We start from the raw sequence: 19,439 nt of genomic DNA on the forward strand, positions 1-19,439 counted from the left end.
TCGCCGAGACCTACGCCGCCCGCCTGGCGGCGCTGCCCGACCAGGACCGCCCCCGCCCGGACCCGGTCTTCACCCTGCGGGGGTTCCGCCGGCCGACCGCCCCCTGAAACGCCCTCCGAGCGGCGACTCCCCTGCGGGCGACGGCGCCAGAGAGGCAAACCCATCCCTCGCGGAGGTACCTCCCCTGCGGCGGCCGCACACCGCGCGCACGCCCCGCGCCCTTGGTGTACGTGTCGGCGGCGACCGTCACTTGCGCGGGGCTCGCGGCGAGGGCGGGTGGAGCACCGGCAAGCAGCCCGGCCGCCAACGCCGGCACGACCGTGAGCAAGCGGCCCTTGCGGAGAGTTCTTCGCACGGTGAGGGTCCTCTCGGGGAGGGGGCGAGGGCACGACGACCGGGTGGACCCCATCAGGCCTGGGGTCCACCCGGCGGTACGCGAAGCCGGAGCGGGGACTATTCGAGGAGCTCCGCGTACGAACCCATGGCGAGGGCTATGTCCGCCTGGGCCCAGAACCGGTGGTACGTGAACGTGGGCGCGGCACCGCCCTTGAGGTAGGACTCGATCTTCGACCAGGCCGGGTCGTTCTTGTAGAAGGACCGGATGGAGGAGAAGATCGAGGATGAGTCGATCCTGTCGCCGTTCGGCATGGTGCCGGTCCAGCCGCTCGGCACGTACACGCTGTCGCCGAAGCGGCTGTAGTCGGTGCGGGTCTCCGGGACGGCGATGCCCAGGCTGTCCTGGTCGTTGTTCCACATGCCGTCCAGCAGCGCCTTCGCCGTGGCCTTGGCCTGCGCGTCACCCGACTTGGCGCCGTAGTACGTCAGCGTCTTGGCGTAGGCCGCCGCCACGCCCACGTCGTCGGTGTAGTCGGCGACGGTGACGTGCAGGGAGCTGTTCGAGCCCGGCGAGGAGGGGTTCCAGGTGTCGGGCTGACCCGACCACTGGAGGGTGGAGGGGATCAGGAAGGTGCCGTCCGGGTTGACGGTGGTCTTGGACAGCGCCCACTTGACCCACTTGTCGAGGACCGCCTTCGCCTTGGCGTCCCCGGTCTGCTGGTAGTACTCGGCGACGCGCTCCATCGACCAGGCCTGGAAGCCGAACCACTGGTTGGACGGCGGGTCGTGGTAGACCGGCTCCCAGTCGTAGTACATGCCGTAGAAGGTCGGTGTGCCGGCCGGCGGGGTGGCGTATCGGCCCTGCCAGCTGTTGGTCGCGCCGCCCGCGATGGCGCCCTCGGACGACTGGAGCCACTGGTAGAACTCGAGCTGCCGTTGCAGCGACTTGCTCCAGTCGGTCGCGCCGGTCGCCGACTTCGGCTTCAGGTCGGCGTAGGAGCTGAGCGCGTACGCGGCCAGCGGGTTCTGGTAGCCGCCGTGGACGTGGCTGGAGCCGATGCGCCAGGCCCAGCCGGCCGAGGTGTCCGTGGCGCCGCCCCAGGCGTAGTACCAGGACAGCAGGTAGTGCGAGGCGTCCTTGCCGGTGCCGGCCGGGCAGGACGAGGCCCCGACACAGTTGCCGATCTTCTTGAAGTACTTGTCGTACATGGCGTAGCGCAGGTAGTCGCCCATCTTGGCCGCCTTGGTGACGGTGGCCGACACGTCACCGCCCTTGCCCTGCGCCTTGGCCCACACGTCCGCCCAGTACGCGGCCTGCACCGCACGCGCGTCGGCGTCCGGGGCGTCGGTGTACTTCCACTGCTTGGCGTAGGAGGAGTCCCCGGTGAACAGGTCCAGGTAGCCGTTCTTGCCGCCGTACTTGAAGGCGTCGCAGGTGGGCTGGGGCACCGTCTCCCAGACCGACTCCTGCGGGCCGCGCTGGAAGGTGTTGATGTACGACGGTCCGGTGGCCGTCGGCCCCGCCTCGCACTTGCCCGGCTCGCCGCCGTAGCCGTAGACGTTGTCGACGTCCTGGATCCAGTGCATGCCGTAGACGTCGTCCGTGCCGTACGCGGACTTCAGCTCGCCGGCGATCGGGTCGGAACCGACCGAGACGGAGCCGTCGAGCTTGGCCGGGTACTCGTTCGGGGTGTCCTCCTCGGGCGCGTACGTCGCCGGCTTGGAGGCGTTGTAGAAGGAGTTGGTCGGCTGGTCGGCGTGGGTGGGGATCATGTACTTCTCCATGATGTCCCAGGCGCCGTTGAACTTGGACCAGTCGCCCGTCACCTTGCCGTACATCGCCTGCAGCCACAGCAGGTAGCTGTAGGCCTCCGAGGTGGTCTCATGACCGTAGTCGGGTGCCTCGACGATCAGCGTCTCCACCGAGTGGTACGGGATGCCCTCGGGCGAGAAGTAGCCGTTCGCCGGGTTGGTGATCTTCCCGTACAGGTCCAGGAAGCGGGCGTCGTACGCCTTGGAGGCCGCCAGCTCCGTCACGGTGACCGTGGCCTTGGAGTGGCCGGTGGCCGAGGCCGTGAAGGTCGCCGCGCCGGTGCCGGAGGAGTCGGCCGTGACGGTCACCTTCTGCGCGGTGTTCCAGTTGGCCGGCGTGAAGGTGAGCGAGGAGCCCCCGGTCACGGACAGGCCCGTGTTGCCGTCCGTGCGGGCGACGCTCACCGTCACGTTCGCGTTCGGCTGCGTCGACAGCTTCACGTCGAAGGTGCCCGACTTGCCCTGCTGGACGCCCAGTTGCGTCGGCGAGGCCACCACGGCGGGGCCCGAGGCGACCGTGATGCCGACCGGCGTGGACTCCGCGGAGGCGCCCAGGCTGTCGTACGCCTTCGCCACCAGGGAATGACTGCCCACGGTCAAGCCGGAGGCCGAGAACGAGTAGGGCGCGCTGGTGTCCGTGCCCAGCAGGGTCGTGTCGTCGTAGAACTCGACCTTGGTGATCTGCGCGTTGTCGGCCGCCGCCGCGGTCGCCGCGAGCGGCACCGCGTCGCCCTGTGAGTAGGTGGCGCCCGCCGACGGGCTGGTCAGCACGGTGATCGGCGGCTGGTGCGCGCCGGCGCAGGTGGTGCCATTGGCGCTACCTTCACTCGCACCAGTGGGAGCGATTCCATCAGTCGACGCGTCCGTCACGGCGCGCCCGATCTGCAAGGAGTCGCTCATGCGACACCCCCCGCGTTCAGTACTTTTAGCCGTCGCCGGTGCGGTCGCGCTCGTCGGGAGCGTGGTGGTACCGGTGGTCACGGCGCAGGGAGCCACCCCCGCCTGCACGGTGGAGTACTCCGTCACCAACCAGTGGGACACCGGCTTCCAGGGTGCTGTCAAGATCACGAACAACCGTGCCGCGCTGAACGGTTGGAGCCTGACCTTCGACCTCGCCGACGGCCAGAAGGTCACCCAGGGCTGGAACGCCAAGTGGTCGCAGTCCGGTACGACGGTGACCGCGGCCAACGAGAGCTGGAACGGCTCCCTCGGCACGGGCGCGAGCGTCAGCGCCGGGTTCCTCGGCTCCTCGTCGGGGGCCGGCGCCGTACCGACGACGTTCAAGCTCAACGGCACCACGTGCAACGTCGACCCGGATCCGTCGACGCCCCCGACGGGCCCGACCGACCCGCCGCCGACCGGTGACGGGAAGGCACCCGCCCTGCACGTCGTGGGCAACAGGCTCGTCGACGCCGACGGCAGGACGCGCCGGCTGCTCGGTGTGAACCGGTCCGGCGGCGAGTTCATGTGCGTCCAGGGCTACGGCGTCTTCGACGGCCCCGTCGACGACGCCGCCGTCGGGGCGATCGCCGACTGGAAGGCGAACGCCGTCCGTATCCCCCTCAACGAGGAGTGCTGGCTGGGCCTTTCCAACGTCGAACCGCAGTACGCCGGCGCGAACTACATCAGCGCCGTCAAGGACCTGGTGGCCCGCGTCGAGGCGCACGGCATGACCCCGATCGTCGAACTGCACTGGACCTACGGCCAGTACAGCGGCAACTCGGCGGGCTGCTCCGACGTGCACGCCACCTGCCAGAAGCCGATGCCCGGCGCCCAGTACACACCGTCGTTCTGGTCCTCGGTCGCCGGCACCTTCAAGGACGACCCGGCCGTCGCCTTCGACCTGTTCAACGAGCCCTACCCGGACCGGGCGACCTCCGACGTCACCGACGCCTGGAAGTGCTGGCGCGACGGCGGCACCTGCCCGGGCATCGGCTACGAGGTCGCCGGCATGCAGAACCTGGTCGACGCCGTCCGCGGCGCCGGCGCCAAGAACGTGATCCTGGCCGGAGGGCTCGCCTACTCCAACGACCTGAGCCAGTGGCTGACGTACCGGCCGACCGATCCGGCCGGCAATCTCGTCGCCGCCTATCACGTCTACAACTTCAACACCTGCGCTAACGAGAGCTGCTGGAACTCCACGCTCGCGCCGGTGGCCGCCCAGGTGCCGCTGGTGGCGGGGGAGATCGGCGAGAACACCTGCTCGCACGGCTTCGTCGACCAGGTCATGAAGTGGTTCGACGACCGCAACTTGTCCTACCTCGGCTGGACCTGGAACACCTGGGACTGCTCCTCCGGCCCGTCCCTGATCTCCGACTACGACGGTACGCCCACGGCGTACGGCACCGGGCTGCGCGACCACCTGCGCGCCCTCAACCCGTGAGACCGCACTTCCGCAACCGCAGCAAGTCCCGTCCGACAGGAGGAAACCCGCACTCATGAGCCACAGCAGAACAGCGATGCTCGCCGCCCTGACCCTGGTCGCCGGGGGCACGGGCATGGCGCTCACCGCCGCACCCGCCAGCGCCGGCGCCGCCGCCGCGCCCTGCACCGTCGACTACCAGGTGCAGAACCAGTGGTCCACCGGCTTCACCGCCGCCGTCACCATCACCAACAACGGCGCCGCCAAGTCGAGCTGGTCGCTGAAGTGGTCCTACGCCGGTGACCAGAAGGTCACCAGCGGCTGGAACGCGAAGATCACCCAGAGCGGCACCGCCGTCACCGCGAACAACGAGAGCTACAACGGCACCCTGGCCACCGGCGCCTCGACCGGCTTCGGGTTCCAGGGCACCTACAGCGGCACCAACGCGATCCCGGCCACCTTCACCCTCGACGGCGTGACCTGCAACGTCGACAGCGGCGGCGGTGGTGACACCGGCGGCGGAGGCGACACCGGCGGTGGTGGTGACACCGGCGGTGGCGGCACCGGCAGCCGGGTCGACAACCCGTACGTCGGCTCCAAGGTCTATGTGAACCCTGAGTGGTCGGCGCACGCCGCCGTCGAGCCGGGCGGCAGCCGCATCTCCAACCAGCCCACCGCCGTCTGGCTCGACCGCATCGCCGCGATCAACGGCGTCAACGGCGGCATGGGCCTGCGGGCCCACCTCGACGAGGCCCTGAAGCAGAAGGGCTCCGGCGAACTGACCATCCAGCTGGTCATCTACGACCTGCCCGGACGCGACTGTGCGGCCCTCGCCTCCAACGGCGAGCTCGGACCCAACGACATCGACAAGTACAAGACCCAGTACATCGACCCGATCGCGTCGATCCTGTCCGACCCGAAGTACGCGGGCCTGCGGATCGCCACGATCATCGAGCCCGACTCGCTGCCCAACCTGGTCACCAACGCCGGTGGTACCAACACCACCACCGACGCCTGCTCGACCATGAAGTCCAACGGCAACTACGAGAAGGGCGTCAGCTACGCCCTGGCCAAGCTCGGCGCCATCTCCAACGTCTACAACTACATCGACGCCGCCCACCACGGCTGGCTCGGCTGGGACTCCAACCTCGGCCCCTCCGTGCAGGAGTTCCACACGGTCGCGACCACCAACGGCGCGAGCGTGAACGACGTGGCCGGCTTCATCGTCAACACGGCCAACTACAGCGCCACCAAGGAGCCGTACTTCAAGGTCACCGACAGCGTCAACGGGCAGACCGTGCGCCAGTCCAAGTGGGTGGACTGGAACCAGTACGTGGACGAGCAGTCCTTCGCCCAGGCGCTGCGCGACAAGCTCGTCGCGTCCGGCTTCAACTCCGGCATCGGCATGCTGATCGACACCTCCCGCAACGGCTGGGGCGGCTCCGCCCGGCCGATCGGTTCCGGCCCGCTGACCTCGGTGGACGACTACGTCAACGGCAGCCGCATCGACCGCCGGATCCACGCCGGCAACTGGTGCAACCAGAGCGGTGCGGGCCTCGGCGAACGGCCGACCGCGGCCCCGGCCGCCGGGATCGACGCCTACGTCTGGGTCAAGCCGCCGGGGGAGTCGGACGGGTCCAGCTCCGCCGTCTCCAACGACGAGGGCAAGGGCTTCGACCGGATGTGCGACCCGACGTACGGGGGCAACGCGCGCAACGGGAACAGCCCCACCGGGGCGCTGCCGGGCGCGCCGGTGGCCGGGCACTGGTTCTCCGCCCAGTTCCAGCAGTTGATGCAGAACGCCTACCCGCCGCTGTCGTGAGCTTCGGCGCGTAGGTGATCCGCCGGGGCCGACCCGGGGCGAGTCCTCCCCGGTCAGTCCTCCTGGGCAAGGCCCCGGCGGATCGAGAACTCCACGGCCGAGTAGTTCCCGTCCGGCCGGTCCAGCTCGTACGGCACCGCCGGGTGCAGCGGCGGCTGCGCCATGAAGCGGGGCCGGGTGCCGTGGTGCGGCTGGGCGGCGTGCACCAGGAAGGGGTGACACAGGTAGACGTCACCGGGCCGGCCGGTGGCGTAGGCGAGCGGGCGGTGTGCCGAGGCCTCGACCAGCTTGGGGGCGATCCTGAGCCCGGACACGCCCGCCTCGCCGTAGGGCTCGAGCAGCCCGGGCACGTCCAGGTGCGAGCCCACCCGGATGCGGGTCGGCGCGTCCTCCTCGGTCACCTCGGAGAACAGGAACAGCATCAGCAGCGCGCGGTCCCGCGAGCGCAGGTTGGTGTAGTACCACTGGGCTCCCTCGGGGAGGTAGCTGCCCTCGATGTGCCAGCCGGCGTCGTCCGGCTCCTCCTGGTGCGGGAAGCGCAGCGGGAAGGAGCCCAGCGAGTACCGCGGCTCCCAGCGGCCCTCGCCCACCAGCAGATCGAACGCCTCGTGCAGTGCCGGGCTGTTGGCGGCCGCCGCGAACGGGCCCTGCGCCATGCCCGCCACCCAGACCACGGGGTCCTTCCAGGTGCCGGGGTCCTCCGGGTCGTACCCCGTCTCCCGCCAGAGCAGCCGCGCGCAGTCCTCCGCGACACGCGGCGGGAAGGCACCCTCGATCTTCACGAAGCCGTCCTCGAGAAAGCGTTCCACCATCGTGTCGTCCATGGGCCCATGGTGGAGCCGCGCCCGGGAATTCCGCACCTGGTTTTTGCCGTCCCGGCAACGGAACTGGCCCGGCCCCGGTGCGTCGGCGCACGCTGGCCCCACCGAGAGGAGAGGCTGACCACCATGGCGCACAAGCACGCGGACCACGGCCCGCACGACCACGGCCCCCGGCACGGCGAGGGCCGTACGGGGCACGGCCATCATCACGGCGACACCGACATCGACTGGGCCTTGATGGCCCCGGAGCTGGAATCCCAGGCGGAGCTCTTCGCGCCCCTGTACGAGCGGGTCATGGCCTGGCTCGCCGAGGGGGTGACCAAGCCCGGACAGATCGTCGACGCGGGCAGTGGTCCGGGGGTCGTGTCCGGCCTGTTCGCCGAGACCTTCCCGGGCGCCCGGGTCGTCGCGGTGGACGGCTCCGGGCCGCTCCTCGAACGGGCCCGCGCCCGCGCCGCCCGCCTCGGCTTCGCCGACCGCTTCACCACCGTCACCGGCGAACTGCCCGACGCGCTGGCCGAGCTGGAGTATCCGGCCGACCTCTTGTGGGCCAGCAACAGCCTGCACCACCTGGGCGACCAGCGCGCCGCCCTGGCCGCGTTCGCCGAGCGACTGGCCCCCGGCGGCACCCTCGCCCTGCTGGAGGGCGGCCTGCCCGCCCGGTTCCTGCCCCGGGACATCGGCATCGGCCGTCCCGGTCTGCAGGCGCGCATGGACGCGGTCGAGGCCGACTGGTTCACCCGGATGCGGGAGGAACTGCCGGGCTCGGTCGCCGAGACCGAGGACTGGCCGGCGCTGCTGTCGACCGCCGGTCTGAAGCCCACCGGCACCCGCAGCTTCCTGCTGGACCTGCCCGCCCCGGTCTCCGACCGGGCCCGCGACTACGTCGTCGCCATCCTCACCCGTCTGCGCGAGGGACTGGCGGACGACATCACCGTCGAGGACCGCGCCACCCTGGACCGCCTCCTGGACCCGGAGGACGAGGCGAGCGTGCACCGCAGGAAGGACGTCTTCGTGCTCAAGGCCTACACCGTGCACACGGCCGTCCGCACCGCCTGAGCCGGACCGCCTCAGCCGGACCCGACCGCCCGAGCCGGACCTGCCGAGCCAGACGTGACCCGCCCTCAGGGCCGGATCGCCGCCGCAACTTGACTTGGAGGGCTCTCCAAGTGATGGACTTCCCTGCGTTTTCCGACAACCAGGGGGCACATCATGACCGATTCTCCGGTCGCGCTCATCACCGGCGGTGGCAGCGGCATCGGCGCCGCCGTCGCCCGGCGGCTGCTGGACGCCGGGCACCGGGTGGCTGTCACCGGGCGGGGCGAGGAGCGGCTGCGCGGCTTCGCCCGTGAACTCGGCGATCCGGACGGCCTGCTGACGCTCACCGGCAGCACCGCTGAATACGACCAGGTGCGCTCTGCGGTCGAGCGCACGCTCAAGGAGTTCGGGCGGCTGGACACGGTCGTCGCCAACGCCGGGTCCGCCACCCACGACTCGGTCGCCGAGGGCGACCCGGCCGGCTGGACGGAGATGGTGCTCACCAACGTCCTCGGCCCGGCGCTGCTCATCCGCGCCTCCATCGACGCCCTGAAGGAGACCCGCGGGCGGATCGTGCTGGTGGGCAGCGTCGCCGGGTTCGTTCCCACGCCCGGCAACATCTACGGGGCGACCAAGTGGGCGGTCACCGGGCTCGCCGAGAACACCCGCCGCCAGGTCACCGAGTGGGGCGTGGGCGTCACCCTGATCGCCCCCGGTCGCGTGGAGACCCCGTTCTGGGACGGCCTGGGCAGCCTGCCGCCGGGGCATCTGCTGACCGCCGACCAGATCGCCGACTCGGTGGTGTGGGCGATCAGGCAGCCGGAGGGCGTGGACGTCAACACCGTCGTCGTACGGCCGATCGGCCAGCCCAACTGACCGTCCTGCGGTGGGAGCGGAGCCCGGTGCCGGCCGACGGTGGCGGCGCCGGGTCCGCCTTCCCTCCGGGTTCAGTTGCTCTGAAGGAACTGCTTCGCCAGCCTGTCGCCCAGGGAGACCGCCGCGCTGTGGCTCTCGATGGGGGAGGCCTGGGAGTTCTTGAACAGGATGTAGGTCACGCCGGAGGCCGCGCCGCCCGTGGTCGGGTCGGGGTCGATGCCGAGGGCCTTGGCGGTAGCGTAGGAGGCCTCGCCGATGATCGTCGAGGGGCCGGTGTCGCCGACGACGGCGTACTCGACCTTGTTGCCGTGGACGACGGCGACCACGCCGCCGCCCTTGATGCCGGAGGCGGCGTAGTTCCAGATGGTGCCGGAGCTCGGCACCACGACGTACGGCAGTGACTCGGCCTTCAGGGGCAGGCCGTCGGACTGGTGGAAGGCCGTGTCGTTCTGGAACCAGGGATCGCGGGTCTCGTTGCAGTCGGTGGTGCGCTGGCCGTCGCAGTCGATGTCCATGTCGGCCTTCCAGAACACCGCGCCGTTCTTGTCGCACACGGGGACGGTGGCCGAGGTCCCGTTGTCGGTCTTGTACTTGCCGTTGGAGATCTGCCGGCAGGACGTCACCTTGGCGAGCAGGTCCGCCGCGCTGACCGAGCCTTCCTGGGCGGACCCCGGGACGGTGGCGTCCAGGGCGTTCGCCGGTAGCACTCCGGTGGCGAGCAGAGCGGCACCGCCGGCCGTGGCGAGGGTGGGTATTCGTGCGCGCACAGTGGGGGGTTCCCTTCGGTTAGGAAATTTTTCTTACCGACTTCTCCCAAGCGGCTTCGTGGGCATGCTCGCGTCAAGATGGTGGCGGTGTTCGGCCGTGGTGGAAGCGGCGCGCCCGCGGCCGGGGAGGGGCCCGGGCCGCGGGCGCCGGTGGTGCCGGTCAGCCCATGTCGAAGGTCGCCGGGTTCGGGCCCAGCCTGCGGTCCTCGTTCAGGGCGCTGATCGCGGCGAGGTCCTCCTCGTCCAGGCCGAAGTCGAAGACCTCGATGTTCTCCCTGATCCGGGCGGGCGTCACCGACTTCGGGATCACGATGTTGCCGAGCTGGACGTGCCAGCGCAGCACGACCTGGGCCGGGGTGCGGTTGTGCTTCTGGGCGATCGCCACGATCGCCGGCACCTCCAGCAGGCCCTTGCCCTGACCGAGCGGCGACCAGGCCTCGGTGGCGATGCCCTGCTCCGCGTGGAACTCGCGGGCGGCGTGCTGCTGCATGTGCGGGTGCAGCTCGATCTGGTTGACCGCCGGGATCACCGAGGTCTCGGCGATCAGACGCTCGAGGTGCTCCGGAAGGAAGTTCGAGACACCGATCGCCCGGACGCGGCCGTCGGAGTGGAGCTTCTCGAACGCCTTGTAGGTGTCGACGTAACGGCCCCTGGACGGCAGCGGCCAGTGGATCAGGAAGAGGTCCAGGTACTCCAGGCCGAGCCTGGCCAGCGACGTGTCGAAGCCGCGCAGCGTGGCGTCGTACCCCTGGTCGCTGTTCCACAGCTTGGTGGTGACGAAGACCTCCTCGCGGGGGATGCCCGAGGCGGCGATGGCCCTGCCGGTGCCCTCCTCGTTGCCGTAGATCGCCGCCGTGTCGATGCTGCGGTACCCGGCCTCCAGCGCGGTGGCGACCGCTCGCTCCGCCTCGTCGTCCGGCACCTGCCAGACGCCGAAGCCCAGCTGGGGCATCTCGACGCCGTTGTTGAGGATGATCGGGGGGACCTTGCTGCTCACGAGCTCTCGATCCTTCGGTTGTCGTCCGGTCTTGACTCCCATGGTCAACGATCACGAGCTGTGACGCATTCCTGACCGGCCGATCGCCTCACCCCCGGTACAGAGCCTCCACCTCGTTCGCGTAAGCGTTTTCGATGGCCTTGCGCTTCAGCTTCAGCGACGGGGTCAGCAGGCCGTGCTCCTCGGTGAACGGCTGGGCGAGGATGCGGAAGGTGCGGACGGACTCGGCCTGTGAGACCAGGGTGTTGGCGGCGACCACCGCGCGCCGCACCTCGGTCTCCAGGTCGTGGTCGCGCACCAGCTCCGCCGGGGTGAGTCTCGGCTTGCCGCGCATCTGCAGCCAGTGCTCGACCGCCTCGTGGTCGAGCGTGACGAGGGCGGCGATGTACGGGCGGTCGTTGCCGACGACGATGCACTGCGAGACCAGCGGATGGTCGCGCACCCGCTCCTCCAGCACGCCCGGCGCCACGCTCTTGCCGCCGGAGGTCACCAGGATCTCCTTCTTGCGGCCGGTGATGGTGAGGTAGCCGTCCTCGTCGAGGGAGCCGAGGTCGCCGGTGGCCAGCCAGCCGTCGTGCAGGGTCCCGTCGGTGGCCTTCTGGTTGTTGAGATAGCCGTGGAAGACGTTGCCGCCGTGCAGCCATACCTCGCCGTCGTCGGCGATGTGCACGGTGACGCCCGGGATGGGCTGCCCGACCGTGCCGTACCGGGTGCGTTCGGGCGGGTTGGCGGTGGCCGCCGCCGTGGACTCGGTCAGGCCGTAGCCCTCGTAGATCTGCACGCCGGCGCCCGCGAAGAACAGTCCGAGCCGGCGGTCCATCCCCGAGCCGCCGGACATCGCGTTGCGGATCCGGCCGCCCATCGCCGCGCGCACCTTGGAGTACACGAGCTTGTCGAAGAACTGGTGCTGCATGCGCAGGCCGGCCGACGGACCGGGGCCGATGCCCCACGCCTTGGCCTCGACCGCGTCCGCGTACTTCACGGCGATGTCGACGGCCTTCTCGAAGGGCCCGCTCCGGCCCTCCTTCTCGGCCTTGCGGCGGGCGGCGTTGAACACCTTCTCGAAGATGTACGGCACCGCGAGGATGAACGTCGGCCTGAACGCCTGGAGGTCGGGCAGCAGGGCGGCGGCGTTCATCTGGGGCTGGTGGCCCAGGCGGACCTTGCCGCGGATCGTGGCCACCTCCACCATCCGCCCGAAGACGTGCGCGAGCGGCAGGAAGAGCAGCGTCGACGCCTCGTCGCCCTTCTTGGAGTGGAAGACCGGCTCCCAGCGCTGTACGACCGTGTCCGCCTCGTACATGAAGTTGCCGTGGGTGAGGACACAGCCCTTGGGGCGGCCGGTGGTGCCGGAGGTGTAGATGACGGTGGCGATCGAGTCGGGGGTGACCGCCTCGCGGTGCCGGTGCACCACCTCGTCCTCGATGTGCGCGCCCGCGTCGTACAGCTCCTGCAGGGCGCCCGTGTCCAGCTGCCACAGTCCGCGCAGTTGCGGGAGCCGGTCGATGACCGTGGCGATCGTCATCGCGTGGTCCTCGTGCTCCACGACCGCCGCCGACACCTCCGCGTCGTACAGCATCCAGAAGCACTGCTCGGCCGAGGAGGTGGGGTAGATCGGCACCACCTGGGCACCGATCGTCCACAGTGCGAAGTCGAACAGCGTCCACTCGTAGCGGGTGCGGGACATGATCGCGACCCGGTCGCCGAAGCGGACGCCCTGGGCGAGCAGGCCCTTGGCGAGGGCGAGGACCTCGTCGCGGAACTCGGCGGCGGTCACGTCCCGCCATGTGCCTGTCTCGTCCTTGCGGCCGAGCGCGATGTGCAGGGGGTCGTCCTGAGCATGCTGGAACACGACGTCGGCCAGGCCGCCCACCGGCGGTGGCAACGTCGACGGAGGGCTGGTGAACTCGCGCAAACCCCGCTCCCGCTCCTCAGTCTTCGGTTCGCCCGCGGAGCGTTCCAGCCTTTTCGGCTCCCTTGTGACGCTCCGCACAGCGCCGTGAAAGCTACCCCACGGCGCGGCGGGGCGGGAGGGGGGTCGAAAGCGAGCAGTGCTCTGATCCGCACAGGTCAGCGACAGAAAATGCGCTCACAAGGGGAAGGGTCGGACAGAAATCCTTACGGTTCAGTAAGTTTCGGTGGCGTAATCTCCACTGAATCTGTACGACGCTCTGACAGTCGCCGGGCCTCACCGGCCGCACCGCCTTCTCCCCGGACAGCGTGCGCGCGCCGGATTCCGTCACCGCCGCCCACGCGGCGGCCGGACCAGTCCCAGCACGCGGGCCACCGGACCCGCCCCGCCGGCCGCCTCTGCGGGGCGGCGGTCAGCGCCGGTGCAGGCGCTCGCCGCCCGCGAGGATCGCCTTCGCCAGGGCGTCGGCCGCCTGCTGGGCGGAGGGGCGGTGGCGGCCGTGTACCAGGACGAAGTCGACCTTCCCGAGTTCCGGCAGACCGGCCCGCTCCGGGACCCGCACCAGACCGGGAGGGATGAGCCCGCGCGAGTGGGCCATCACGCCCAGACCCGCGCGGGCCGCGGCGATCAGGCCGTTCAGGCTGCCGCTGGTGCACGCGATGCGCCACGGCCGCCCCTGCCGTTGCAGGGCCTCGAAGGCGAGCGCCCGGGTGATCCCCGGCGGCGGGTAGACGATCAGCGGCACCGGGCGGTCCGGGTCCAGGCGCAGCCGCTCCGCGCCGATCCAGACCAGGCGGTCGTGCCAGACCGGTTCGCCGCTCGGATCCTGCGGGCGCCGCTTGGCCAGCACCAGGTCCAGTTTTCCGGCGGCCAGCTGCTCGTGCAGCGTGCCCGACAGCTCCACCGTCAGCTCCAGATCGACCTCCGGGTGCTGGTAGCGGAAGCCCTCCAGGATCTCCGGCAGCCGGGTCAGCACGAAGTCCTCCGATGCGCCGAACCTGAGCCGGCCGCGCACCCGGGTGCCGGTGAAGAACGCCGCCGCCTGCTCGTGCACCTCCAGGATCCGCCGCGCGAAGCCCAGCATGGCCTCGCCGTCCTCGGTCAGCTCCACCGAGTGCGTGTCACGGGTGAACAGCACCCGCCCGGTGGCGTCCTCCAGGCGGCGCACGTGCTGGCTGACCGTCGACTGGCGCAGCCCCAGCCGCCGTGCGGCCCCGGTGAAGCTGAGCGTCTGGGCCACGGCCAGGAACGTGCGCAACTGCGCGGGGTCGTACATGCGCCCAGGCTAGCCGCTCATCACGGATCGCGATGACAGTAAGAGCGGTATGACGGATTCCCGATCGCTGCGAGGGGGAGCAGGATGGAGCGGGGACCCGTCGGTCCCCAGACGAACGGGCGCGAACGGGCCTGCGACACCCTGTGGCATCCCTTCCGCCGATGAGTACGAGCAAGTGGAGCACAGTGAAACGCCTGCGCTGGCCGAACCGGCTGCCGATCGACCCGTACATCGTGCTGCTGGTGGGGACGGTGGGGCTCGCCGCGCTCCTGCCGGCCCGCGGCGGCGCCGCCCACGTGGTCTCCGGCGCCTCGACCGGTGCGATCGCCTTCCTGTTCTTCCTCTACGGCGCCCGTCTGTCCACGCGCGAGGCGCTGGACGGACTGAAGCACTGGCGGCTGCACGTCACGGTCCTGGCCTGCACCTTCGTGGTCTTCCCACTGCTCGGCGTTGCCGCCCGCGGCCTGGTCCCGGTCCTGCTGACCCAGCCGCTCTACCAGGGCCTGCTCTTCCTCACCCTCGTCCCGTCGACCATCCAGTCCTCGATCGCTTTCACCTCCATCGCCCGCGGCAACGTGCCCGCCGCGATCTGCGCCGGCTCCTTCTCCTCGCTCGTCGGGATCGTCCTCACCCCGCTGCTCGCGGCGGCGCTCCTCGGCGGCGGCGCAGGCGGCTTCTCCGCCCACTCACTGGTCACGATCGTGCTGCAACTGCTCGTGCCGTTCGTCGCCGGGCAGGTGCTGCGGCCCTTCATCGGTCACTTCGTCGCGCGGCACAAGAAGGTCCTCGGGCTCGTCGACCGCGGCTCGATCCTCCTCGTCGTCTACACCGCGTTCAGCGAGGGCATGGTGCGGGGCATCTGGCACCAGGTGAGCCCCGCACGGCTGGGCGGGCTGCTCGCCGTGGAGGCCGTGGTGCTCGCCGTGATGCTGGCCCTGACCTGGTACGGCGCCAAGGCGATGGGCTTCGGCCGGGCGGACCGCATCGCCATCCAGTTCGCCGGCTCGAAGAAGTCCCTGGCCTCCGGGCTGCCCATGGCGAGCGTCCTGTTCGGCGCCCACGCCTCGCTGGCCGTGCTGCCGCTGATGCTCTTCCACCAGATGCAGCTCATGGTCTGCGCGGTGATCGCCAAGCGCCGTTCGCACGACCCCGAGGCACAACGGGAGTCCGCCCCGGCGGCCCGGCCCGCGGCTTCGCGCACCGCGGTCGGCGCGGCGACACGCTCGCGCTGACATGGGGCCGGATCACGGCCGCAGCACCACCTTGCCCAGGTTGGCGCGCGACTCGATCGCCTCGTGGGCCTTCGCCGCGTCCTCCAGGGCGAACTCGGCATGCACGGCGGGCCGCACCAGCCCGTCCCCGAACAGCCGCCACAGCTCCTGCCGCCACAGCTCGTACAGCTCCGGCTGCCCCCGGGCGATCCGGGCCATCTGGAAGCCGATCACCGACCTGGCGCCCACCAGCAGGTCGTACGCCTGGATCGTGCCGCCGCCCGAGCTGTACGCCACCAGCCGCCCACCGGGGGCGAGCGCGGCGATCGCCGGGGTGAGGAGCTCGCCCCCCACCGCGTCCAGGACGCAGTCGACCGGCTCCCCCCACCTGTCGTCGCCGTAGGCGATCACCTCGTCGGCCCCGAGGGCACGCACGAAGTCCGCCTTGGCCGGATCGGAGACCGCGCCCACGACCCGGGCCGCCCCCCGGATCCGGGCGAGCTGCACCGCCAGATGCCCGACGCCGCTCGCCGCCGCCGTCACCATGACCGCCTCGCCCCGCTCGAGCCGGGCGGCCTCCAGCGCGCCGAGGGCCACGAGACCGCTGCGGACCAGGGCGACCGCCTCGACGGAACTGGCCTCGTCGGGCACGGGTGAGGCCATGGCCTCGTGCAGCAGCGCGAAGTCGGCGTACCCGTGCCCGAAGCAGAGCCCGGTGACACGGTCGCCCGCCCGGAAGCGGGTGACGCCGTCACCGACGGCCGCCACCTCGCCCGCGAGCTCACCGCCGAGCGGGATCGGCTCGGCGGACTCGCTGACCTTGCGGACGACGGGCAGGGTGACACCGACGGCCTCGCAGCGCACCAGAAGCTCACCGGGGCCGGGCTCGGGAACGGGAGCCACCTCCAGGAACAGCGGGCCTTTGGCGGACTCGTATCGAACGCGTCGCATCACGTCTCCAAGGGGCAGGTCGAGTCGTCGCTCCAGGTCGTTGGGATCGCCAATGACCTGAAGTGACGACGATAACCGCGCTTCATTGGGAAGTCCAACGACTTCTTGGATAGGCTGGCCCCATGGCCGACGTCGAAGCCCCCCTCACCGCGATCCGCTCCCTGCCCAGCTGGCTCCTCGGCCGGGCCGCCGCCCGTGGCCGGGCCCTGGTCGCCGAGGCGCTGGCGGCCGAGGGCATGAAGATGTGGCACCACGTGGTGCTGTCCGCCGTCCGCGACCTCGCCCCCGTGGCCCAGGCCGATCTGGGCCGCAGCGTGGGGCTCGACCCGAAGGACCTGGTCGGCGTTCTCAACCACCTGCAGTCCGCGGGCCTCGTCCTGCGCGAGCCGGACCCCAGGGACCGGCGCAAGAACGCGGTCTCCCTCACCGACGAGGGCGACCGGTTGCTGACCCGCTGTGAGAAGGCGGCACGCGAGGCCAACGACCAGCTCCTCGCACCACTGTCACCGGCGGAACGGGACCGCTTCCAGAAGCTGCTGACCCGGATCACCGGCACGCAGTCGTGACCGCCGCGGGACGCGTGGGGGTGCCTGAAGGCCGAGCACTGACTCGCGGCAAGGGCCGTCCCAGGCCCACTGTCCTCAGGCGTCGGCCGCGAGAGAGCCGAAGGGGCGCGCCGGTGCCGACAGCACGAGCGCGCGCAGGCGCGAAGCGCTGAGCACGGTCGTGCTGTCGGCACCGGCTTGGGCGCCCCGTGGGCGAACGAGCAATCAGACTCAGATGACACGCTCCTCGCCCGCGTACACGTTCATGGAGCTGCCCCGCAGGAAGCCCACCAGGGTCAGGCCCGTCTCCGTGGCGAGGTCCACCGCCAGCGACGACGGCGCCGAGACCGCCGCCAGCACCGGGATGCCCGCCATCACCGCCTTCTGCGCCAGTTCGAAGGAGGCCCGGCCGGACACCAGCAGGACTGTCCGGGACAGGGGCAGGTCGCCCTTCTGCAGGGCGCGGCCGACCAGCTTGTCGACCGCGTTGTGCCGGCCCACGTCCTCCCGTATGTCCAGCAGTTCGCCGTCCTCGCCGAACAGGGCCGCCGCGTGCAGACCGCCGGTGCGGTCGAAGACCCGCTGGGCCGCGCGCAGCCGGTCGGGCAGGCTCGCGAGCAGTTCGGGCGCGACCCGCACCGGGGGAGTGTCGGCGATGGGCCAGCGGGCCGTCGTACGGACGGCGTCCAGGCTGGCCTTGCCGCACAGGCCGCAGGAGGAGGTGGTGTAGACGTTGCGTTCCAGGGTGATGTCCGGCAGGACGACGTCCGGGGCGGTCTTCACGTCCACCACGTTGTACGTGTTCGAGCCGTCCACCGTCGCGCCCGCGCAGTACACGATGTTCAGCAGGTCCGAGGCCGCCCCCAGCACGCCCTCGCTGACCAGGAAGCCGGCGGCCAGCGCGAAGTCGTCGCCCGGCGTACGCATGGTGATGGCGAGCGGCTTGCCGTTGAGCCGGATCTCCAGGGGCTCCTCGGCGACGAGTGTGTCCGGCCGGGCGGATACCGCACCGTCCCGGATCCGGATGACCTTGCGTCGTTCCGTCACTCGTCCCATGTTCTGATCAGCCCCGGTTCTGTACGTGCTGGTAGCCGAAACGGCCCTTGATGCAGAGGTTGCCATGGGTCACCGGGTTGTCGTGCGGTGAGGTGACCTTGACGATCTCGTTGTCCTGGACGTGCAGGGTGAGGTTGCACCCCACTCCGCAGTAGGCGCACACCGTGGTCGTCTCCGTCTGCGCCGACTCGTCCCACGTACCCGCCCGGCGCATCTCGAACTCCGACCGGAACGAGAGCGCTCCGGTGGGGCACACCTCGACGCAGTTGCCGCAGTACACGCACGCCGAGTCGGTCAGCGGCGCGTCGTGCTCCACGGCGATCCGGGCGTCGAAGCCACGGCCCGCGACCGAGATCGCGAAGGTGTTCTGCCACTGCTCGCCGCACGCGTCGACGCACTTGTAGCACAGGATGCACTTGTCGTAGTCGCGCACGTACAGTTCGTTGTCGATCCGCGGTTGCTCGTTCAGCCGGGCCGCGTCCGGGCCGAAGCGGTCGGGTTTCGCCTCGTACTCCTTGATCCACTCGGCGGCCCGGGGCGTCGTGGACAGATCGGCGGAGGACGCGAGCAGCTCCAGCACGACCTTGCGGCTGTGCCGGGCGCGCTCGGTCTGCGTACGGACCTCCATGCCCGCCTCCGCCCTGCGCGAGCACGCCGGGACCAGGGTGCGCGACCCCTCGACCTCGACCACACAGACCCGGCAGGCGTTCTTCGGCGTGAGCGTGTCGCCGTGGCACAGGGTCGGTATGTCCTTCCCGGCCGCCCGGCAGGCGTCCAGGATCGTCGCGCCCTCGGGGACCCTGACCTCCTGCCCGTCGAGGGTGAACTCCAGCAGCCGGCGGGGGATCCCCAGTGAAGTGACGGTCATTCGTACGCCCCCAGACGGTCGATGGCGGATTCCACGGCGTTCCACGCGGTCTGCCCCAGACCGCAGATCGAGGCGTCCCGCATGGCGCGGCCCACCTCCCTGAGCAGCGCGATGTCACCGGCGGCCGCCGCGCCCGCGCGCTCCTCGATCCGGTGCAGCGCCTCCTCCTGGCGCACGGTCCCCACCCGGCAGGGCACGCACTGGCCGCACGACTCCTCCCGGAAGAACCGGGCGATGCGCACAAGCAGCCGGGACAGCGGCACGGTGTCGTCGAAGGCCATGACGACGCCCGAGCCCAGCGTGGTGCCTGCGGCACGGGTGCCTTCGAAGGTGAGCGGGATGTCCAGCTCGTCCGGGCGTACGAAACCGCCGGCCGCGCCACCGAGCAGGACCGCCCGCAGGCCGCCGCGCACCCCGGCCAGCTCCAGCAGTTCGCCGAGCGTGGCGCCGAACGGCAGCTCGTAGACGCCGGGCCGGTCGACGCTGCCCGACACGCAGAACAGCTTCGGTCCCGTGGAGTTTCCGGTGCCGATCGCCGCGTACGCCTGAGCACCCATGGTGAGGATCGGCAGCACGTTGACCAGGGTCTCGACGTTGTTCGCCACCGTCGGCTTGCCGAACAGGCCCTTCTCCACCGGGAACGGCGGCTTCGAGCGCGGCTCGCCCCGGTACCCCTCGATGGAGTTGAACAGCGCGGTCTCCTCGCCGCAGATGTACGCGCCCGCTCCGCGCCGGATCTCGATGTCGAAGGCGTACCCCTGGCCCAGGACGTCCTCGCCGAGCAGGCCG

15 protein-coding genes and 2 pseudogenes are annotated in these 19,439 nt (G+C 70.7%); 7 read left to right on the forward strand and 10 right to left on the reverse strand.

Translation table 11 applies throughout. From position 1 onward, the window contains the following. Positions 1-107, forward strand: a pseudogene (locus BZY54_RS53390) (SAM-dependent methyltransferase); the annotation flags it as partial. A gap of 346 nt (positions 108-453) precedes the next feature. Here BZY54_RS53390 and BZY54_RS21425 read toward each other — a convergent pair. Further along, positions 454-2,964, reverse strand: a pseudogene (locus BZY54_RS21425) (glycoside hydrolase family 48 protein); the annotation flags it as partial. Positions 2,965-3,046: 82 nt separating this feature from the next. On the opposite strand from BZY54_RS21425, the gene BZY54_RS21430 reads away from it, so the two are divergent. Both BZY54_RS21430 and BZY54_RS21435 read left to right on the forward strand, forming a co-directional pair. Beyond that, the gene (locus tag BZY54_RS21430) at positions 3,047-4,531 is read left to right on the forward strand and encodes a cellulose binding domain-containing protein (RefSeq protein WP_208640717.1); all 1,485 of its coding nucleotides are present in this window, start codon (positions 3,047-3,049) and stop codon (positions 4,529-4,531) included. Positions 4,532-4,586: 55 nt separating this feature from the next. Then, entirely contained in the window at positions 4,587-6,332 is a 1,746-nt protein-coding gene (locus tag BZY54_RS21435; protein WP_086726850.1) for a glycoside hydrolase family 6 protein, read from the forward strand. 53 nt (positions 6,333-6,385) lie between these two features. Here the strand turns inward: BZY54_RS21435 and BZY54_RS21440 are convergent, their stop codons facing one another. Continuing rightward, the gene (locus tag BZY54_RS21440; protein ID WP_086726852.1) at positions 6,386-7,156 is read right to left on the reverse strand and encodes a phytanoyl-CoA dioxygenase family protein; all 771 of its coding nucleotides are present in this window, start codon (positions 7,154-7,156) and stop codon (positions 6,386-6,388) included. 123 nt (positions 7,157-7,279) lie between these two features. Between BZY54_RS21440 and BZY54_RS21445 the strand changes: the two genes are divergently transcribed. Both BZY54_RS21445 and BZY54_RS21450 read left to right on the forward strand, forming a co-directional pair. Continuing rightward, positions 7,280-8,212 (forward strand): class I SAM-dependent methyltransferase, encoded by a 933-nt coding sequence (locus BZY54_RS21445; RefSeq protein WP_086726854.1) that lies wholly within the window; start codon positions 7,280-7,282, stop codon positions 8,210-8,212. 153 nt (positions 8,213-8,365) lie between these two features. Beyond that, the gene (locus BZY54_RS21450; protein ID WP_086726855.1) at positions 8,366-9,067 is read left to right on the forward strand and encodes an SDR family oxidoreductase; all 702 of its coding nucleotides are present in this window, start codon (positions 8,366-8,368) and stop codon (positions 9,065-9,067) included. A 71-nt stretch (positions 9,068-9,138) separates the two neighbouring features. Here the strand turns inward: BZY54_RS21450 and BZY54_RS21455 are convergent, their stop codons facing one another. From BZY54_RS21455 to BZY54_RS21470, 4 genes are all read right to left on the reverse strand, one after another. Beyond that, a complete protein-coding gene (locus BZY54_RS21455) occupies positions 9,139-9,834 on the reverse strand; it encodes a glycoside hydrolase family 75 protein (RefSeq protein ID WP_086726857.1) in 696 nt (231 codons plus the stop codon). 160 nt (positions 9,835-9,994) lie between these two features. Then, a complete protein-coding gene (locus BZY54_RS21460) occupies positions 9,995-10,831 on the reverse strand; it encodes an aldo/keto reductase (RefSeq protein ID WP_086726859.1) in 837 nt (278 codons plus the stop codon). Positions 10,832-10,919: 88 nt separating this feature from the next. Continuing rightward, entirely contained in the window at positions 10,920-12,746 is a 1,827-nt protein-coding gene (locus BZY54_RS21465; protein ID WP_086726861.1) for an AMP-dependent synthetase/ligase, read from the reverse strand. Positions 12,747-13,155: 409 nt separating this feature from the next. After that, a complete protein-coding gene (locus BZY54_RS21470; protein ID WP_086726862.1) occupies positions 13,156-14,019 on the reverse strand; it encodes a LysR substrate-binding domain-containing protein in 864 nt (287 codons plus the stop codon). A gap of 161 nt (positions 14,020-14,180) precedes the next feature. Between BZY54_RS21470 and BZY54_RS21475 the strand changes: the two genes are divergently transcribed. Further along, positions 14,181-15,251: a bile acid:sodium symporter family protein gene (locus BZY54_RS21475; RefSeq protein WP_244217269.1), complete on the forward strand. Its 1,071-nt coding sequence runs from the start codon at positions 14,181-14,183 to the stop codon at positions 15,249-15,251. A gap of 12 nt (positions 15,252-15,263) precedes the next feature. Here the strand turns inward: BZY54_RS21475 and BZY54_RS21480 are convergent, their stop codons facing one another. After that, on the reverse strand, positions 15,264-16,181 hold the full coding sequence (locus BZY54_RS21480; RefSeq protein ID WP_086726866.1) for a quinone oxidoreductase family protein: 918 nt from the start codon (positions 16,179-16,181) through the stop codon (positions 15,264-15,266). Positions 16,182-16,303: 122 nt separating this feature from the next. Between BZY54_RS21480 and BZY54_RS21485 the strand changes: the two genes are divergently transcribed. Next, positions 16,304-16,747 (forward strand): MarR family winged helix-turn-helix transcriptional regulator, encoded by a 444-nt coding sequence (locus BZY54_RS21485; RefSeq protein ID WP_086726868.1) that lies wholly within the window; start codon positions 16,304-16,306, stop codon positions 16,745-16,747. Between the two features lie 210 nt (positions 16,748-16,957). On the opposite strand, the gene fdhD is transcribed toward BZY54_RS21485, so the two are convergent. The 3 genes from fdhD to BZY54_RS21500 form a co-directional block, all read right to left on the reverse strand. Then, on the reverse strand, positions 16,958-17,782 hold the full coding sequence (gene fdhD / locus BZY54_RS21490) for a formate dehydrogenase accessory sulfurtransferase FdhD (protein WP_086726870.1): 825 nt from the start codon (positions 17,780-17,782) through the stop codon (positions 16,958-16,960). 7 nt (positions 17,783-17,789) lie between these two features. Further along, positions 17,790-18,650, reverse strand: coding sequence for a 2Fe-2S iron-sulfur cluster-binding protein (locus BZY54_RS21495; protein ID WP_086726872.1), 861 nt, complete (start codon positions 18,648-18,650; stop codon positions 17,790-17,792). Further along, positions 18,647-19,439: NADH-ubiquinone oxidoreductase-F iron-sulfur binding region domain-containing protein (locus tag BZY54_RS21500; RefSeq protein WP_208640718.1), on the reverse strand; the 793-nt coding region annotated here is incomplete at its 5' end. The genes BZY54_RS21500 and BZY54_RS21495, both read right to left, overlap by 4 nt.

It is taken from the genome of Streptomyces carpinensis (genome assembly GCF_002154505.1).
In the GTDB taxonomy this organism is placed as follows: domain Bacteria; phylum Actinomycetota; class Actinomycetes; order Streptomycetales; family Streptomycetaceae; genus Streptomyces; species Streptomyces carpinensis.

What these genes read in the sequence shown, in the direction of transcription:
- BZY54_RS21430 (WP_208640717.1), top strand. Translation starts at nt 3,047, where the DNA reads ATGCGACACCCCCCGCGTTCAGTACTTTTAGCCGTCGCCGGTGCGGTC.
- BZY54_RS21435 (WP_086726850.1), top strand. Translation starts at nt 4,587, where the DNA reads ATGAGCCACAGCAGAACAGCGATGCTCGCCGCCCTGACCCTGGTCGCC.
- BZY54_RS21440 (WP_086726852.1), bottom strand. Translation starts at nt 7,156, where the DNA reads ATGGACGACACGATGGTGGAACGCTTTCTCGAGGACGGCTTCGTGAAG.
- BZY54_RS21445 (WP_086726854.1), top strand. Translation starts at nt 7,280, where the DNA reads ATGGCGCACAAGCACGCGGACCACGGCCCGCACGACCACGGCCCCCGG.
- BZY54_RS21450 (WP_086726855.1), top strand. Translation starts at nt 8,366, where the DNA reads ATGACCGATTCTCCGGTCGCGCTCATCACCGGCGGTGGCAGCGGCATC.
- BZY54_RS21470 (WP_086726862.1), bottom strand. Translation starts at nt 14,019, where the DNA reads ATGTACGACCCCGCGCAGTTGCGCACGTTCCTGGCCGTGGCCCAGACG.
- BZY54_RS21475 (WP_244217269.1), top strand. Translation starts at nt 14,181, where the DNA reads ATGAGTACGAGCAAGTGGAGCACAGTGAAACGCCTGCGCTGGCCGAAC.
- BZY54_RS21480 (WP_086726866.1), bottom strand. Translation starts at nt 16,181, where the DNA reads ATGCGACGCGTTCGATACGAGTCCGCCAAAGGCCCGCTGTTCCTGGAG.
- BZY54_RS21485 (WP_086726868.1), top strand. Translation starts at nt 16,304, where the DNA reads ATGGCCGACGTCGAAGCCCCCCTCACCGCGATCCGCTCCCTGCCCAGC.
- fdhD (WP_086726870.1), bottom strand. Translation starts at nt 17,782, where the DNA reads ATGGGACGAGTGACGGAACGACGCAAGGTCATCCGGATCCGGGACGGT.
- BZY54_RS21495 (WP_086726872.1), bottom strand. Translation starts at nt 18,650, where the DNA reads ATGACCGTCACTTCACTGGGGATCCCCCGCCGGCTGCTGGAGTTCACC.